Here is a 16,317-nt window from a genome sequence, read left to right as displayed (position 1 = left end):
ATTAAAACGCTCACAACTGCCGAGCAATCAACTTCATGCTATCTCAGACAATCACGTTATCCACAAGTTCAAAATAATTTTGTGGATAAGTTACTCACACTGATTTACCAACTCTCTGCTCAGTTTACGCACTGACAGTGGCAGAGAAACAGTATATCAAAAGATAATTTACTGTGGTGTAAAATGCCGTAAATGTTGAACCGTTGCAAGCCATGCGGCCAGCCAGCCAATCATCGATGACACCAGTAATAACAATAAACACTCATCAAATCCCAGGCCTCGCAAAGAGAACTGAGTGCCGAAGACTTGTGCAACCTGTGTCACGGCAGAAGAGAGCCGCATCACCAGAATTTCCGACAGAATTAGCGATAAAAATGCCCCGCTAAAGCCCAGTAATGCGCCACCGTATAAAAAAGGCCGTAGAATAAAACCATCGGTTGCACCAATCAATTTTTGCACATTAATGGTATCACGACGCGCAAAAATGCTCAGTCTCACCGAGTTACCGATAACCAGGAAGACAGCAGCCACCATCAGAATACCTATCATAGCAGCGACTCGTCCCACCAGCCCTGTCAATGCAGCCAGACGTGCAAACCAGCTGTCATCCATACGGACTTCATCAACACCCTGCACCTGCGTCAGTCTGTCACGTAAAGTGTTCAGATGTTCGGTGGTCTGGAAATCAAGCAGTGGATTGACTATCGCTACCGCTGGCAGAGGATTTTCCTCCAGCATATCGAGCGCGCCGCCAAAGCCAGACCAGTTACGGAACTCACCTAATGCTTCATCCCGGGAGAGGTAGTTAACCTTTTCGACTCCTTCCTCTGCCTCCAGAATACCAAGAACTTGCTGCGCCGCATCGTCATCCAGTGCTTTATCGAGATAAACGGTGATTTGCGGAGAAGGATAGTACTGGGATGCCGCCTGATTGACGTTTTTATAAACGATAAAACAGACGCTGGGTAAGGTCAGAGAGATGGCAATCACCATCACCGTCAAAAATGTCGCTAACGGTTTGCTCTTCAGATCCTGTAGTGCACCTTCCCAGGCATAACGGAACTGCTCGTTAATTCCGCCTTTTAACGACTTCTTCTTCGACTGAGGTGATTTATTTCGCTTTTTCCCACCACGACCACCATCACTCTGCCGATGAGACTGATTAAAATCGTTAATTTTATGACTGAAGCGCTTAACAATGTTTAACACCGCTCGTTTATTCACCCGCACCTCCATGTAAATGACCATTGCTTAGCGTCAGCATACGATAGGAACGCCGCGCGATAAGCCCCATATCATGGGTCGCCATTAACACTGTGACACCGACACGGTTGAATTCTTCAAACAGACGTAAAATACCCTCAGAAAGGGCATCATCAAGGTTGCCTGTTGGTTCATCAGCCAATAATAGTGCGGGCTTGTTAACTACTGCTCGCGCGATACCAACACGTTGCTGTTCACCACCAGAAAGCTGAATCGGTAAGTTTTTCGCTTTATCAAGCAAACCTACCTTATCGAGCGCCGCTGAAACACGGCGACGAATATCTTCGCCGCTGGCACCTGCAATGATCAGCGGGATCGCAACGTTATCGTAAACGGTCCTGTCCATTAGCAGATGATGATCCTGAAAGATCATGCCTATCTGGCGACGCAAAAAGGGCACCTCGCGGCTTTTTAAGCGGCTGATATCATGGCCACCAAAAAAGATATGACCCGCGCTCGGCCGCTCAATGCCACAGATGAGCTTCAGTAACGTACTTTTTCCTGCTCCGGAATGGCCGGTCAGAAACGCCATCTCGCCTGGTTGCATATGGAATGTGACTCCCTGCAACGCTTGTCTCCCGCCGAGATAGGCTTTACTGACGTGTTCAAAACGAACCATTATTAATCCTCTCGGGCAAAAAGTGCCTCTATAAAATCTTCTGAATTAAACGGTCGTAAATCAGCAAGTTGTTCACCTACACCAATGTAACGAATAGGGATACTAAACTGATCCGCGATAGAGAAGATAACGCCTCCCTTGGCGGTACCGTCTAACTTCGTCAGTGTGATTCCCGTCAGCCCCACAGCCTCATGGAACAGTTTAGCCTGACTTATCGCATTCTGACCGGTACTGGCATCCAAGGTGAGCATAATCTCATGCGGAGCTTCTTCGTCCAGCTTTTTCATTACCCGGACAATTTTTTTCAGCTCTTCCATCAGATGCGATTTATTTTGCAAACGCCCTGCAGTATCTGCAATTAAGACATCAATATTACGTGCTTTAGCAGCTTGTATCGCATCAAAGATAACCGATGCCGAGTCAGCTCCAGTATGCTGAGCAATCACCGGAATATTATTACGGTCACCCCAGACCTGGAGCTGCTCAACCGCCGCAGCACGGAAAGTATCGCCCGCAGCCAGCATCACTGACTTGCCTTCAAGTTCAAACTGACGCGCGAGCTTACCAATAGTCGTGGTTTTACCCACGCCATTAACTCCGACCATCAGAATAACAAAAGGTTTTTTACCTTCAACCTTGAGTGGCGCATCAACCTTCGCGAGGATCTCGCTCATCTCTTCTTTCAATAATGCATACAGCGCTTCAGCATCACGTAACTGCTTACGACTCGCGGTTTCGGTCAGTTTTTCAATAATTTTTCGCGTAGTTTCGACGCCGACATCAGCAATTAATAACTGCTCTTCCAGCTCTTCAAATAAGTCGTCATCGATTTTTTTACCGCGGAACAGCGCCATAAAACCGGAGCCGAGGTTCTGTTTCGTTTTGACCAGGCTGCGTTTCAGACGTGCGAAGAAACCTTCCTTCGTCGGTTTTTCTTGCTCTACAATCGGGGCGACTACCGGCTCCTCAGGAGCATTTTCCGGAGAGGTCTCCAGTGGGCTTTCAGCCACTAATGGGGCAATCACTGGTTCAATAACTTCAGCTACGGGCTCTTCAACCGGGCTGTCATCGGTTGGGCTTTCAGCCACCAATGGGGCAACCACTTCTGTTACAGGTTCTTCAGGCTGAATTTCAGCAACCGGAGCGACAATCGGCTCAACGACTTCTGCCACAGGCTCTTCAGGCTGGATTTCAGCAATCGGAGCGACAACCGGCTCAATCACCTCTGCCTGACTGGTCGCCTCAGCATGCGGAAGCATCGATTCAATCGCAGCGACTTCTTCAGTAACAATTCTTTCCTGCACAGCAGCTGCGTGAGTTACCGTTTCTACAGGTTCTTCTACCGGAGTTACCTCAGGCGTTTCTTGAATCCCTGCGTGTGAAATAATTGATTCTATCGCCGTGACTTCTTCTGTCACGATTCGCTCTTGGTGAGCCTGGAAAACTTCCTGCTCAGCAGACTCTGATACCACATTCTGAGCTAACTCAGGTTCAGTAATCGAAGGTTCAGCGGTATCTGCTGCTTTCGCGTCTGCCACTGGCTCAGTGGTGTCATCCAGTAAAACACGCGCATCCTCTGCCTGTTCTGCCAGGACAGGCTCTGTCTGTTCTACCGGTGTTGGTGTCTGTGGGGCTATATCCGCCGCTTCAACCTCAGGTTCTGCCTGCTCTACAGCTTCTTGTGTTTCAACCTTTGGTTCTTCCGGCTGCTCTTTCTGACCAAAGCCCAGCCAGGAAAAAAAGCCACGTTTTTTATCTTTCGCCATGTGCGACTACATCCTTTGCTGTTTATTTATGGCACAGACCTAATCTGGCTTGCCACAGGCATTAAAAAAATAGTGCATGAGTCTACCACTTTCCCGCCTCAGCATCACGCTACAGGAATAAGGTTTCCAGGCTTGAGCCTGGGACGTTAGAATAGAAATCAGAGATCCACTTGCATGCAGTGAGTACCATGAAAAAACCTCAATCCGCCGGTTCAGGCCAAATTCGCATTATTGGCGGTCAATGGCGTGGCCGAAAACTTCCCGTTCCCGACGTTGTCGGATTACGTCCTACCACCGACAGAGTCAGAGAAACCTTGTTTAACTGGCTGGCCCCTTACATCGTTGAGGCGCATTGCCTTGACTGTTTTGCCGGGAGCGGTGCTTTAGGCCTGGAAGCCTTATCACGCTATGCATCAGCAGCCACGCTGATTGAAATGGACAAAAACGTTGCCCGGCAATTACAAAAAAATCTCGCCACCTTACAGGCAAGCCAGGGCAATGTGCTGAATGCGAATACTTTGAATGTGCTGGCACAACCAGGTACGCCCCACCATATTGTGTTTGTAGATCCCCCCTTCCGTAAAGGATTACTCGACGAGACCCTCAGCTTACTGGAAAAAAATGGCTGGCTTGCGGATAACGCCCTGATTTACGTTGAAAGTGAAGTGGAAAATGGTATGCCGCTGGTTCCCGCATCCTGGGCATTACACCGGGAAAAAGTCGCAGGACAAGTTGCCTATCGTCTGTTTATACGTGAAATACAAGGAGCCACATGATGTCTGTTTTGATTAATCTGGGTCGCCTGTTGATGCTGTGTATCTGGGCATTTTTAGTGCTCAATTTAGTTCAGCCTTTCCCACGTCCGCTGAATATTTTTGTCAATGTCGCCTTCATCTTTATGATTATTATGCACGGCCTGCAACTGGGTTTAATGAAAGCCACTCAGCCTAAAGAGGGTCCGCCGCTCAGCAGTGCAGCCCAGATAAAAATATTTCTTTTTGGTGTCTTCGAGCTGCTGATCTGGCAAAAAAAGCTTCGTCAGGGAAAATAGCAGCTCCAGAATACGGCCCAACAGGCAGAATAATTAAGCATCGCTTTTTCATTTCCTGCCAGTAAACTGGAATAACGCCCGACTACTAAAATAAGGATATGCCATGCTTTGGTCATTTATCGCTGTCTTTTTTTCCGGTTGGTTATACGTTGATTCTTGTTATCGTGGGCCTGCCTGGCAAAAATGGGTATTTAAACCCGTCACTCTGCTGCTGCTACTGTTGCTTGCCTTACAGGCACCACTCCCGGACCCGACCGGCTATTTAATTATTGCCGGCTTACTGGCAAGCCTCGCCGGAGATGCCCTCACTTTACTGCCGCGCCAGCGCCTGCTTTATGCCTTTGGCGCTTATTTTCTCTCCCATGTGTTGTATAGCCTCTATTTTACCAGGCATGCCAGCTTCGACTTATACTGGCCGCTCCCGCTGGGTTTAATCATCGTCGGTGCACTGTTGATTGCCACCATCTGGAGCCGTCTGGAAGAGCTGCGTATGCCGGTGCTGGCTTTCATAGGCATCACACTGGTCATGGTTTGGTTAGCTGGCGCTAACTACTTCTCACGCAATACGGCTGCCAGCCTGTCGGAATACCTGGGCGCAGGATTATTACTGCTGGGTAATGTGGTCTGGCTGGTCAGCAAATATCGCCGTCGGTTCCGGGCAGATAGCGCCATTGTGGCGGCCTGCTACTTTGGCGGTCACTTCTTAATTGTCCGTTCGCTGTTTATCTGACCGGTTAAAAATACTCACCTCCGATAAATAACCCTTGACTCTGGAGTAAGCTCCAGAGTTTAGGATGGGTCATGAGATAATTATCATTACCCGGAGAGTGCTATGCACAATACATCTCAAAACCCTCAAAAAACGCCACAGTTTTCGCATAGCAAATTCAGTCCGCTGAAAGTGGAAGAAGAGCACGCCTGCTGCACGGGAAGCGACTCCCGTACTTCTCCCGAAGAAAATACAGTGCTCGACAGTAGCGATCGTTACAGCTGGCACGTGGAAGGAATGGACTGTGCGGCCTGTGCAAGAAAAGTTGAAAATGCCGTTAAAACTATCCCTGATGTCCAGCAAGTACAGGTGCTGTTTGCAACCGAAAAACTGCTCGTTAAATCCACCCGGGATATTCGTTCCGAGGTAGAACGGGCAGTGACCTCCGCTGGCTACAAACTCGGCGACAGTGCAGCCCCAAAAGCTGCGCCCACTTCTTTCTGGCAGGAAAATAGGACAATTATCGTCCTGATTGTCCTGATGGCGGCTAGCTGGGGCTTGGAACAGGCGAATCATCCATTTGGTAATCTGGCCTTTATTATCACCACCCTGGTAGGCCTGGGGCCTATTGCCCGCCAGGCGCTGCGTCTTATTCGCAGTGGCAGCTGGTTTGCTATCGAAACCCTGATGAGTGTTGCCGCGATAGGCGCACTGTTTATCGGAGCGACCGCAGAAGCAGCGATGGTGCTGGTATTATTTCTGATTGGAGAACGTCTGGAGTCCTATGCTGCCAGCCGTGCCCGCCGCGGTGTCAGTGCATTAATGGCACTTAAACCCGATACCGCTATTCGTGTTCGTGACGGGCAACGTGAAACTGTCGCACAAAAAGATTTACGCCCGGGTGATATTATTGAAGTCGCCGCTGGCGGGCGTTTACCTGCCGATGGTCGTCTGTTAAATGCGTTTGCCAGTTTTGATGAAAGTGCCCTGACCGGTGAGTCAATTCCGGTTGAGCATCAAAAAGGGGAGAATGTCTCCGCAGGCTGTACCAGCATCGATCGACTGGTGCAAATGGAAGTGGTCTCTGAACCCGGCGACAGTGCGATTGACCGTGTACTTCGTCTGATTGAAGAGGCAGAAGAACGTCGCGCCCCTATCGAGCGCTTTATTGACCGTTTCAGCCGGGTCTATACCCCATTGATTATGGCGCTGGCTCTCTTGACGGTAATTATCCCCCCTCTGATGTTTGGTCAGCTCTGGGAGCCCTGGATATATAAAGGCCTGACACTCTTACTGATTGGCTGCCCTTGCGCTCTGGTTATCTCAACACCTGCGGCTATTACCTCAGGGCTCGCTGCGGCGGCACGTTACGGCGCACTGATTAAAGGTGGAGCAGCTCTGGAGCGCCTGAGCCAGATACAGCAGATAGCTTTTGATAAAACCGGGACACTGACCGCGGGTAAACCTCAGGTTACCACTCTGACTACCGCAGAAGGTATTGATGAAAATCAACTCCTGGTTTTAGCCGCTGCGGTTGAACAAGGATCCACCCATCCGCTGGCCGTGGCGATCATCAGCGCCGCTCAGCAAAGAGCGCTCAGCTTGCCTGTGACAGAACAGCACCAGGTTCTGCCCGGAGTAGGTATCGAAGCGATGATTGACGGGCAGATGATTCGCCTGAGCTCACCAACTAAACTACCTGCCGGAAGCCTGAATACCGAATGGCAGCAACGCATTACTCAGCAAGAAGATGAAGGGCAGACGGTCATTGTGGTTCTGCGTGAAGGAAAATTACTCGGCGCCATAGCCATGCGTGACCAGCTACGCAGTGACGCGCGGGTTGCTGTTAGCGCGCTTAATGCTTTAGGCGTGAAAGGGGTCATGCTGACTGGGGATAATCCTCGTGCCGCTGCGGCTATTGCATCTGAGCTGGGGATTGATTACCGCGCCAGTTTACTGCCCGCTGACAAGGTTCGTATCGTTAATGAGTTAGGCCAGTCTGCGCCGCTGGCAATGGTCGGTGATGGTATCAATGATGCTCCGGCGATGAAAGCGGCGACTATGGGAATAGCGATGGGAAGCGGAACTGACGTCGCCCTGGAAACAGCCGATGCAGCCATTACCCATAACCGCCTGACAGAGCTATCACGGATGATAACTATCGCCAGAGCAACACATACCACAATTCGCCAGAATATCTCGATTGCACTGGGATTAAAGCTGGTGTTTCTTGTCACCACCTTGCTGGGTATGACAGGATTATGGATTGCGGTATTAGCCGACTCAGGAGCAACCGCATTAGTGACCGCTAATGCATTAAGATTACTGCGCCGGAAATAGCATTTATCGGAGGGTACAGACTCCCTCCGGTTAAGCGTGGCTTTTACGTAATAAATAGCGGTAAGGCTTACTTACCGCTTCTGATGCAACCAGCTCATGTTCCATAAAGCGGCAGAAACCGGGAATATCACGGGTAGTGGCAGGGTCATCCGCTATCACCAGCAGAGTTTCACCTGGCGCCATCTTGCGTACGGTTTTACGTACCATCATTACTGGCTCCGGACAACGCAGTCCTGTGGTATCAAGATTATGGTCAGGAGTTGCAAATAAATCGGTCATAACTGCCTCTGTCGAGAAAAAACTGCGCTAGTTTACGCCGGGAAGAATTCGATGCAAGCGACGTGAACGATTGCGTTAAAATTAACCATTGCAAAGGGGAGTGAAAGCAGTATCATCCCCCGGCTTTATGATGAATCAGCAGAATAACATCTGTTGTGTTTGATATTGGGTTCCCTCACCCCACCACTAAAAAGGCTACAATATGCTGCAGTTAAACTCACGCCAGCGCGTCAATGCGTTGCTATGGCTATCGCTATTCCATTTGTTAGTTATTACTTCCAGTAACTACCTGGTTCAGCTCCCGATCTCTATTTTTGGACTCCATACCACCTGGGGTGCATTCAGCTTCCCGTTTATCTTTCTGGCAACTGACCTGACTGTGCGTATTTTTGGCGCCCCGCTGGCCCGACGGATTATTTTCGTCGTGATGATCCCAGCCCTGGTTATCTCTTACGGCGTATCGGCGCTGTTTTATATGGGAAGCTGGCAAGGTCTGGAGGCATTAGGCCAATTCAATCTGTTTGTTGCCCGTATCGCTGTCGCCAGTTTTATGGCCTATGCCCTGGGGCAAATTCTCGATATTCAGGTCTTTAACCGCCTGAGGAAAAGCCACTATTGGTGGCTGGCCCCCTCGGTTGCCATGATATTTGGTAATATGAGCGATACCGCAGCATTCTTCTCAATTGCTTTCTGGCGCAGTACCGATCCCTTTATGGCTGAGCATTGGGTTGAAATTGCCATGGTTGATTACGGCTTTAAGATCCTCATCTGTATGGCCTTCTTCTTACCTGCCTATGGCGTATTCCTGAATTATCTGCTGAAACATTTTGCCGATAAATCTGAAAATTCGGCATGGCAACCTGGGTAAAAGAATACTCGCTATCTTGTGATAAAATGCCGGCATTAGCCTGGTGGCTTACTAACGGAAAGGAAGAGTGCAATGCATAAACTGGTAAAATATGTCGGTGTCAGCCTGTTAGTTATGGGTCTTGCTGCTTGCGACAATAAAGACAGCACGACTGAAGCTGTAGATAGCTCTGCTGCAAGCACTACTGCGGCGCAGACTGTTACCTTACTGGACGGGAAAGTGAGTTTTTCTCTTCCGGCTGACATCAGCGATCAAAGCGGTAAAGTTGGCACTCAGTCGAACAATATGCATGTCTACTCTGATACCTCAGGCCAGAAAGCCGTGATTGTCATTATCAGTGAAGCCGGTACCGATACGCTTGCGGCTCTGGCTGGAAGACTGGAAGAACAACAACGTGCACGCGACCCGCAGTTACAGGTAGTCTCAAATAAGCCGATTGAAATCAAAGGCCATGCTTTACAGCAACTGGATACCATTATCTCAGCCCAGGGTCAGACCACTTACTCTTCTATCGTGTTAGGTAAAGTCGCTGACCAGCTATTAACTATGCAGATTTCTTTACCGGCAGATAATCAGGCTCAAGCTCAGGCAAGCGCTGAAAATATTTTAAATACACTGACACTGCAGTAATCATCTCTTTCAGCCTGCGGCTTCTGTCGCAGGCTTTTTTCTGCCCAACCTCAGCCATCTCCACCCTTAATCCCAGTATGATAAATCATGCTTACTCAGCCCAATGTCTCTCAGCTGTTCCGGGCTTAGTTCTCGTAATATGCGTACAGTTTTGCGATTCAGTGATTTTCGGCGAAAGTAACGATAAATCGATCTCAGGCTAAAAACAGGTCTGCGTGCTTGGTTTTCATTAAATTCCATCGTCTGCTCCTTCATATGGCTCTGGACATATCATGCTATGCCGGGCAGTAAGCAGACAGATGCAAAAAACGATTCTTTTTAACATACAGATGGAGTAAAACATTAACTGAATGGCATAATTTGCGGCCATCTGTACTGGTTTTTGGTTCTGTATGGTTCTAAGAGGAATACAGCTTGACTCGCTATCAACATCTCGCCACTTTGCTGACTGAACGCATTGCACAAGGCTTATATCAGAGTGGAGATCGTCTGCCTTCGGTACGAGCCCTGAGCCAGGAACATGGTGTCAGTATCAGCACGGTTCAACAGGCCTATCATATTCTTGAAGACCAGCAACTCATTACGCCGCAACCGCGTTCTGGTTATTTTGTTGCACCACGCAAGGCGGCTCACCCTGTTCCACCGCTAACCCGTCCAGCCCAGAGACCGATAGAAATTACTCAGTGGAATGCGGTTTTGGAGTTAATTAACTCCCGCAGTAACCAGAACATGATCTCTTTCGGTAGCGGTATACCCGACCTGACACAACCGACCCTAAAACCACTGTGGCGTGAGATGGCTAAGCTTGCCCAGTGTCAGTCAAACGCCCTACTCAGCTACGACAGTATTTATGGCTTACCCGCCTTACGGGAACAAATTGCCCGCCTGATGCTGGACAGCCAGTGTCTGGTCACGCCGGACGATATCGTGGTGACCAATGGTTGTGTAGAGGCACTATCGATTGCGATTCGCGCGGTGTGTGAAGCAGGCGATATTGTTGCCGTTGAATCACCTTCATTTCACGGCACCATGCAGATGCTACGCGGCTTCGGCATCAAAGTTATCGAAATTCCTACCGATTCCGTGACGGGGATTAGCATCGAAGCGCTTGAACTGGCACTCGAACAATGGCCGATAAAAGCCGTTTTTCTGGTACCAAACTGCAATAATCCCTTGGGTTTTATCATGCCGGTTGAGCGCAAAAAAGCCATTCTGCAGCTGGCACAGCGCTTTGATATTGCGATTATCGAAGATGATGTCTATGGCGAGCTGGCCTATGATTATCCCCGGCCAGTCACCATCAAATCGATGGATGTCGATGGGCGAGTTTTGCTGTGTAGTTCATTTTCAAAAACGCTATCCCCAGGGTTAAGGATTGGCTGGATTGTGCCAGGCCGCTACTGGGAACGCGCCTTGCATATGAAATACATTGGTACCGGCAGTACTACTACAGTGACTCAGCAACTGGTGGCCAATTTTATTCAGTCTGGCCATTATCATCGCCACCTCAGACGAATCCGTCAGCACTACAAACGCAATCTGGTTATCTTTACCTGTTGGGTCCGTCACTATTTTCCTTGTGGTATTTGCGTCAGTCGCCCACAGGGAAGTTTTTTGATGTGGATAGAATTACCTGAAAATGTCGATACCGTACGCCTGAATGAAGCTTTATGCCGTCATAATATTTATATCGCGGTGGGTTCGCTGTTTTCTGCTTCAGGAAAGTATCGTAACTGCCTGCGACTGAATTATGCTTTACCTTTTAATCCTGAGACCGAAGGCGCGCTAAAAATCCTTGGTGAAGCATTACAGTACGCTATGGAAAACTGTTAAAAACGGCTGTCATATTGTCGGGTGTAATACTGCCCGACAACGCTGATTTGATACGTCCCGGTATATATTCATAAGCAGGTTATTTTCATCTCCTTTAACAAAGAAAGTCGGTCACAATTAATATATTAATAGCGATAACAAGATAAATAAAAAAATTAACTCACTAAATTAACATGGGTATAACCATTTAGTGATAAAGATAATGAGAATAATATGTATTTATAACTACATAGTAAATAACTTTAAATATGATAAGAAAAATATAACCCTGCTTGTATTATATTATTAATGAGAAGCATAGCCATTAATAATAAGAGAAAATAACCATGAGCGAAGAAATCGTTAAAGGACGCGATGTTACCATTTTATTTGATGGTGAAAAATGCGTGCATTCGCGTAATTGTGTATTAGACCGCCCGGATGTTTTTGTCCCCGCTATAGACGGCGAGTGGATTTACCCTGACCGTGCGAGCGTTGCGGAAATAGCCATGCTTGCCAAAAACTGCCCGTCAGGTGCTATTCGTTATCAAATGAATGACAAAACCAAGGGAGAAAAAGCACCGCTGGTCAATATTATACGTATTCGTGAGAATGGGCCTCTGGCCCTGAATGCAGAAATAGCAACAGACGAAGGTTCATTAGGTTATCGCGCCACCTTATGTCGCTGCGGCCATTCATCCCGTAAACCGTTCTGTGACGGAAGCCATACGGCTGCTGAATTTACCGCTACCGGTGAAGTCGCTATTCAGGAATTTACGGCTCTGGAACGTCGCGATGGTGTATTACTGGTTACGCCCCTCAAAAATGGTCCTCTGCAAGTCAAAGGTAATCATGAGTTAGTCACCGGGACTGGCAAAACCACCAATAAACTCGAAGACAGCTATTTATGCCGCTGCGGTCAGTCGGCTAATAAACCTTATTGCGATGGTTCACATGCTCGAGTTGGATTTACCTCCTGAGCCCTGGCAATAAAATTCATGATCATTGACTAATTTATTTTCATTCTATTTTTTTGAATAAGATCCGCAAATTGTTTCGATTTCAATGAATGAGTGTAAGCTTTATTATTTATCACATCAGGCAAAACTGCCAACTAATATATAATTAACATCAGGAATATGACCATGAAAACCATCAAAACTTTTGTTGCAATAGCTGCTATCTCAATGATGTCTTTCGGTGCTTTTGCCCAGAGTATCACCGCAACAGGATCTACTCTTGATAGCGCTGAAGCGAAAATTGCCGCCAAGGCCTCTGAGCAAGGTTCTGGTTACACAATTACCAGCGCAATTGTAAATGACCGAGTACATATGACGGCTCGTCTGGATAAATAATCCATTAATAATAATAAAAAATCCTCTTTGTGGGGATTTTTTATTATTTAACTAACTGAATTTAAAGTCACTAAAGTATTATCAATACCCTGCCAATTCTTCCCTTCATTGCCTCAGATAAATTCAGCAATACAATCTCTGCCTCACTTTTAGGATATTGTGCTGTTTTTATGCTATTTATTTTTTGTTTAACTTGTGTTTATGGTTTGTTTAACTTTTGTTTATTGACATCACTATAATCGTAACAATTCGTTAATGCGCAGTTGTTAGCAAGGATTTAGTTATGTCGGAAATAATAAACTCTTTTAATCATGCGGTGACTTCAATTTCGCGGTCTGAATGGGACGCAGGTAAGCAAAACTCAGTGGTAAAAGACCTTGAACAAGGCAAAGTTATTTTCTTACCCCAGCTGGCATTTACTCTCAGTGAACAAGAACAGCAGTTACTTAATCCGGTTTGGGTAGATCCTAAGCGGAAGAATATCAGTTATCAGCCACAGCAAGATAAACTGACAGGTGTCGCTGATAGCGCACAAGAGCCCGCTATCCGTGAATTACTGAAAAGACATTATCATTCCTGCCGCCAACTGGTCGCCGGGATATTGCCAGAATATCAGGCCGCATTGCATACCCCAACCAATAGCCTGCGCCTGCACCCCGTAACAGGCTGGACGAAGAATACTTCATGGCGTAAAGATGACAGCCGTTTGCATGTTGATGCCTTCCCTTCACGCCCTAATTATGGCGAACGTATTCTGCGTATTTTTACCAATATCAATCCGCATGGTGAAAATCGTAGCTGGCGTGTGGGTGAGCCTTTCCCTGCTCTCGCCCAACGTTTCTTACCGCGTCTGAAAAACTATTCTTCATTCAGTAGCTGGTTACAAAATAACGTCGGTATCACCAAAAGTTACCGCAGCCACTACGACCATCTGATGCTACAGATGCATGACGCGATGAAAGCTGATACCGATTACCAGAAAAATGGGCCTCAGGTTGCGGTTGAGTTTCCGCAAGGCAGTAGCTGGATCTGTTTTTCCGATCAGACACCTCATGCCGCTATGGGCGGGCAATTTATGCTGGAACAGACCTTTTTATTACCGGTTAATAAAATGCATAACCCGCAACAGTCTCCTCTTAAGGTGCTGGAGTCTCTGACCAATAAGGTGTTGATTTAGCCTTTAGCCGCGTACTTCTACGCGACTAAAAAGAGTCCGTCAGTCAAAGAGTTTCAGGGCTGCTATCCGTTTCAAACCTTCGGATAACGCCCCATCATCAGCAGTAAGACTGAGACGGATAAAACCTTCTCCTCCAGCGCCAAAGCCTTGCCCCGGAGCGACCAGTACATGCGCCTCCAGCAACAAACGTTCGGTCAGTTGCGAAGAGGTGTAGCCTGGTGGAACCGGCAACCACAGAAAGAAGGTTCCCTGACCTGGGTCAACGGGCCAGTTCATCTGTTGCAGTGCCTCAATCACCCATGCCCTGCGGTGGTGATAAAGGGCCGCAAACTCTTGTATTCTCGCTGATGGCAAATTCAGGGCATGAATAGCTGCATCCTGAACGGCACCAAATACGGTGCTGTAACTGTGGGTATGGAGTTTTTTAAATGCTTTAATAATAGAAGCATTTCCCACCGCAAATCCAAAACGCCAGCCCGCCATCAGGAAGGTTTTCGACAGCGTATAGATCTCTACCCCCCACTCTTTTCCACCAGGCTGGGCCAACAGACTCGGGGGAACTTCCTGAGCGTTGCTGCCAATCGCAGCATAGGCAAAGTCATGTATCAGTGGCATCTGATAACGCTGAACAAACGTCAGTGCCTCGGAAAATAGTTCAGGTGTCGCAACGGCTCCGGTCGGGTTATGAGGATAGTTAAGCATTAATAGCCCTCCCTGATGGGCAACCTCTTCGGGTACCTGACTGAAATCGGGTAAAAACTGATTTTCGGCCTCTAAAGCAATACCATAAAATTGCGCCTGAGCCTGAGCCGCTGCTGAACGGTACATGGGATAACAGGGGTCAGTCGAAATAAGATATTGCCCCGGACTAAGCAGGGCTCGCGGTAAGCCGGTGACCCCAATATGGGCTCCCTGAAAAATCGCGATTTCACTGTCAGGATCCAGCTCAACGCCATACTGCCGCAGGTAGAAGTCAGCAATAGCCTGGCGCACCGCTGATTTGCCCCAGAAAGAGGGGTAGTCATGATTTTCAGGCTGAGCCGCCGCCGCTTGCAAGGCAGCAACGACGGTTGCCGCAGTAGGCTGACGCGGGCTACCAGAAGAGAGATCAATCAGTGGATAATCTGTGGTATCAACCTGTGCGAGCATTTTTTCCAGCGAACTAAATAGATTCTCTTCTAATTGCTCTACCAATGGCGAAGCTGAAAATAACGGCATATTTCTCTCGATAAAATTTAATTATATGACTGACTATCGCATAGCTTACTTTTCCTGAAAATTAAATAATCGAATATCTAATGCACAAAATTAACTATCTATAGTCAATAATTACAGTTGCTTGTTACTTAAAGGAGTAAATCATTATTTTATCGGCACCTACGTATTATCTTAAAAAATAGAGCCAGTACCTTACCAGTAGAGTTTATTGATATTTTTATTAGCCGCTCTCCCTATCCTGTCCGAATTAATTTCAGAGCCAGGACTTATCAAGTTGAAGAGAAATACATCCACTCCTCACGATGCCACCTTCCGGCAATTTTTAAAGCAACCCGATATTGCACGGGACTTTATGGAGATCCACCTGCCTCCAGAGTTACGTGCTATATGTGACTTTACTACGTTAAAACGGGAAAATGGCTCTTTTGTTGAGGAAAATTTACGGCAATATTTCAGCGATATACTTTACAGTTTAAAAATGGCCGGTGATAACACAGGATATATTCATGTTTTAATTGAGCATCAGTCCAGCCCCGACAAGCATATGGCATTTCGTATGATCCGTTATGCGGTTGCCGCCATGCAGAGCCACCTCGACGCAGGCCATGAAAAGTTGCCGCTGGTAATACCCGTTCTCTTTTATACCGGCAAGCGAACCCCTTACCCTTACTCAACTAACTGGTTAGAGGAATTTTCCTGTCCGATTGAGGCCAAACATCTTTATAGCAATAACTTCCCTCTGGTCGACATCACCGTGATCCCTGACGAGGAGATCATGGAGCACCGCAGTATGGCGGCCCTGACATTACTACAAAAACATATCTATCAGCGTAATTTGACAGAATTGATGGATCAAGTAGTGGCATTATTACTCAATGAGTATCTGGCCTCACCCCAAGTGAAGGCGCTGATTCACTATATTATTCAGGCTGGTAACACCGCAGATGCTGAAATCTTTGTCCGGGAACTGGCCTTGCGGGTACCGAAACATGAGGATGAACTGATGACAATTGCACAGCAACTTAAACAGAAAGGTAGAGAAGAAGGCAGAGAAGAAGGCATTCAGCTTGGTGAGGAGTCATGCATCCGCAAGGTTGCCCGTAACATGTTACAGCATGAAATTGATTACAATATGATAATGACATTAACGGGCCTGAGCACGGAAGAACTGGCACTTCTCAGCAACTAAGTACCCTCTAATAACACAACAGATCCTGAAGCCTTTATCCA

At 47.5% G+C, this 16,317-nt stretch carries 17 protein-coding genes; 11 read left to right on the top strand and 6 right to left on the bottom strand.

Annotated elements, in window-relative coordinates:
• Nucleotides 1–168 precede the first annotated feature (168 nt).
• The 3 genes from ftsX to ftsY are packed head-to-tail and all read right to left on the bottom strand — an operon-like array spanning nt 169 to nt 3,648.
• Nucleotides 169–1,224 (bottom strand): permease-like cell division protein FtsX, encoded by a 1,056-nt coding sequence (ftsX, locus tag M2387_RS16705; RefSeq protein ID WP_259051012.1) that lies wholly within the window; start codon nt 1,222–1,224, stop codon nt 169–171.
• Entirely contained in the window at nt 1,217–1,882 is a 666-nt protein-coding gene (ftsE, locus tag M2387_RS16700; protein WP_259051010.1) for a cell division ATP-binding protein FtsE, read from the bottom strand. The genes ftsX and ftsE overlap by 8 nt, the downstream gene beginning before the upstream one ends.
• Before the next feature lie 2 nt (nt 1,883–1,884).
• A complete protein-coding gene (ftsY, locus tag M2387_RS16695) occupies nt 1,885–3,648 on the bottom strand; it encodes a signal recognition particle-docking protein FtsY (RefSeq protein WP_259051008.1) in 1,764 nt (587 codons plus the stop codon).
• A 188-nt stretch (nt 3,649–3,836) separates the two neighbouring features.
• Here ftsY and rsmD point away from each other — a divergent pair, with 188 nt between their 5' ends.
• The 4 genes from rsmD (at nt 3,837) to zntA (ending at nt 7,748) form a co-directional block, all read left to right on the top strand.
• Nucleotides 3,837–4,424, top strand: coding sequence for a 16S rRNA (guanine(966)-N(2))-methyltransferase (gene rsmD / locus M2387_RS16690; protein WP_259051006.1), 588 nt, complete (start codon nt 3,837–3,839; stop codon nt 4,422–4,424).
• On the top strand, nt 4,424–4,699 hold the full coding sequence (locus M2387_RS16685; RefSeq protein ID WP_259051154.1) for a DUF1145 family protein: 276 nt from the start codon (nt 4,424–4,426) through the stop codon (nt 4,697–4,699). The genes rsmD and M2387_RS16685 overlap by 1 nt, the downstream gene beginning before the upstream one ends.
• 103 nt (nt 4,700–4,802) lie before the next feature.
• Nucleotides 4,803–5,429, top strand: coding sequence for a lysoplasmalogenase (locus tag M2387_RS16680; protein ID WP_259051004.1), 627 nt, complete (start codon nt 4,803–4,805; stop codon nt 5,427–5,429).
• A gap of 102 nt (nt 5,430–5,531) precedes the next feature.
• Entirely contained in the window at nt 5,532–7,748 is a 2,217-nt protein-coding gene (zntA, locus tag M2387_RS16675; RefSeq protein ID WP_259051003.1) for a Zn(II)/Cd(II)/Pb(II) translocating P-type ATPase ZntA, read from the top strand.
• Between the two features lie 30 nt (nt 7,749–7,778).
• Here zntA and tusA read toward each other — a convergent pair whose 3' ends face one another.
• Complete coding sequence (gene tusA / locus M2387_RS16670) at nt 7,779–8,027, bottom strand: sulfurtransferase TusA (RefSeq protein ID WP_259051002.1); 249 nt, start codon at nt 8,025–8,027, stop codon at nt 7,779–7,781.
• Between the two features lie 202 nt (nt 8,028–8,229).
• On the opposite strand from tusA, the gene M2387_RS16665 reads away from it, so the two are divergent.
• Together M2387_RS16665 and M2387_RS16660 are read left to right on the top strand one after the other, a co-directional pair.
• Nucleotides 8,230–8,895 carry a 7-cyano-7-deazaguanine/7-aminomethyl-7-deazaguanine transporter gene (locus tag M2387_RS16665; protein ID WP_259051001.1) on the top strand — a complete coding sequence of 222 codons (666 nt, stop codon included), beginning with the start codon at nt 8,230–8,232 and terminating at the stop codon, nt 8,893–8,895.
• A gap of 72 nt (nt 8,896–8,967) precedes the next feature.
• Nucleotides 8,968–9,525 (top strand): DcrB family lipoprotein, encoded by a 558-nt coding sequence (locus tag M2387_RS16660; protein ID WP_259051000.1) that lies wholly within the window; start codon nt 8,968–8,970, stop codon nt 9,523–9,525.
• Between the two features lie 66 nt (nt 9,526–9,591).
• Here M2387_RS16660 and M2387_RS16655 read toward each other — a convergent pair whose 3' ends face one another.
• Nucleotides 9,592–9,765: a DUF1127 domain-containing protein gene (locus M2387_RS16655; RefSeq protein ID WP_259050999.1), complete on the bottom strand. Its 174-nt coding sequence runs from the start codon at nt 9,763–9,765 to the stop codon at nt 9,592–9,594.
• A gap of 174 nt (nt 9,766–9,939) precedes the next feature.
• Between M2387_RS16655 and M2387_RS16650 the strand changes: the two genes are divergently transcribed.
• From M2387_RS16650 to M2387_RS16635, 4 genes are all read left to right on the top strand, one after another.
• A complete protein-coding gene (locus tag M2387_RS16650; RefSeq protein ID WP_259050998.1) occupies nt 9,940–11,358 on the top strand; it encodes an aminotransferase-like domain-containing protein in 1,419 nt (472 codons plus the stop codon).
• 326 nt (nt 11,359–11,684) lie between these two features.
• Complete coding sequence (locus M2387_RS16645; protein WP_259050997.1) at nt 11,685–12,317, top strand: CDGSH iron-sulfur domain-containing protein; 633 nt, start codon at nt 11,685–11,687, stop codon at nt 12,315–12,317.
• Nucleotides 12,318–12,482: 165 nt separating this feature from the next.
• Nucleotides 12,483–12,692 carry a YdgH/BhsA/McbA family protein gene (locus M2387_RS16640; protein WP_259050996.1) on the top strand — a complete coding sequence of 70 codons (210 nt, stop codon included), beginning with the start codon at nt 12,483–12,485 and terminating at the stop codon, nt 12,690–12,692.
• 283 nt (nt 12,693–12,975) lie between these two features.
• Nucleotides 12,976–13,869: a Kdo hydroxylase family protein gene (locus tag M2387_RS16635; RefSeq protein ID WP_259050995.1), complete on the top strand. Its 894-nt coding sequence runs from the start codon at nt 12,976–12,978 to the stop codon at nt 13,867–13,869.
• Nucleotides 13,870–13,908: 39 nt separating this feature from the next.
• On the opposite strand, the gene M2387_RS16630 is transcribed toward M2387_RS16635, so the two are convergent.
• A complete protein-coding gene (locus M2387_RS16630) occupies nt 13,909–15,087 on the bottom strand; it encodes an aminotransferase class I/II-fold pyridoxal phosphate-dependent enzyme (RefSeq protein WP_259050993.1) in 1,179 nt (392 codons plus the stop codon).
• A gap of 268 nt (nt 15,088–15,355) precedes the next feature.
• Here M2387_RS16630 and M2387_RS16625 point away from each other — a divergent pair, with 268 nt between their 5' ends.
• Complete coding sequence (locus M2387_RS16625; RefSeq protein WP_259051153.1) at nt 15,356–16,276, top strand: Rpn family recombination-promoting nuclease/putative transposase; 921 nt, start codon at nt 15,356–15,358, stop codon at nt 16,274–16,276.
• The last annotated feature ends 41 nt before the right edge of the window (nt 16,277–16,317 follow it).

This window comes from Klebsiella sp. BIGb0407 (assembly GCF_024807845.1).
Taxonomy (GTDB): Bacteria; Pseudomonadota; Gammaproteobacteria; order Enterobacterales; family Enterobacteriaceae; genus JGM124.
The sequence above is the reverse complement of the archived record's forward strand: the minus strand, read 5'-3'. Positions and strand labels throughout refer to the sequence as shown.

Coding starts and splice junctions, on each gene's coding strand:
- zntA (WP_259051003.1), top strand. CDS start 5,532: ATGCACAATACATCTCAAAACCCTCAAAAAACGCCACAGTTTTCGCAT.
- ftsE (WP_259051010.1), bottom strand. CDS start 1,882: ATGGTTCGTTTTGAACACGTCAGTAAAGCCTATCTCGGCGGGAGACAA.
- ftsY (WP_259051008.1), bottom strand. CDS start 3,648: ATGGCGAAAGATAAAAAACGTGGCTTTTTTTCCTGGCTGGGCTTTGGT.
- M2387_RS16660 (WP_259051000.1), top strand. CDS start 8,968: ATGCATAAACTGGTAAAATATGTCGGTGTCAGCCTGTTAGTTATGGGT.
- tusA (WP_259051002.1), bottom strand. CDS start 8,027: ATGACCGATTTATTTGCAACTCCTGACCATAATCTTGATACCACAGGA.
- M2387_RS16685 (WP_259051154.1), top strand. CDS start 4,424: ATGTCTGTTTTGATTAATCTGGGTCGCCTGTTGATGCTGTGTATCTGG.
- M2387_RS16635 (WP_259050995.1), top strand. CDS start 12,976: ATGTCGGAAATAATAAACTCTTTTAATCATGCGGTGACTTCAATTTCG.
- M2387_RS16645 (WP_259050997.1), top strand. CDS start 11,685: ATGAGCGAAGAAATCGTTAAAGGACGCGATGTTACCATTTTATTTGAT.
- M2387_RS16680 (WP_259051004.1), top strand. CDS start 4,803: ATGCTTTGGTCATTTATCGCTGTCTTTTTTTCCGGTTGGTTATACGTT.
- M2387_RS16630 (WP_259050993.1), bottom strand. CDS start 15,087: ATGCCGTTATTTTCAGCTTCGCCATTGGTAGAGCAATTAGAAGAGAAT.
- M2387_RS16655 (WP_259050999.1), bottom strand. CDS start 9,765: ATGGAATTTAATGAAAACCAAGCACGCAGACCTGTTTTTAGCCTGAGA.
- rsmD (WP_259051006.1), top strand. CDS start 3,837: ATGAAAAAACCTCAATCCGCCGGTTCAGGCCAAATTCGCATTATTGGC.
- M2387_RS16665 (WP_259051001.1), top strand. CDS start 8,230: ATGCTGCAGTTAAACTCACGCCAGCGCGTCAATGCGTTGCTATGGCTA.
- M2387_RS16640 (WP_259050996.1), top strand. CDS start 12,483: ATGAAAACCATCAAAACTTTTGTTGCAATAGCTGCTATCTCAATGATG.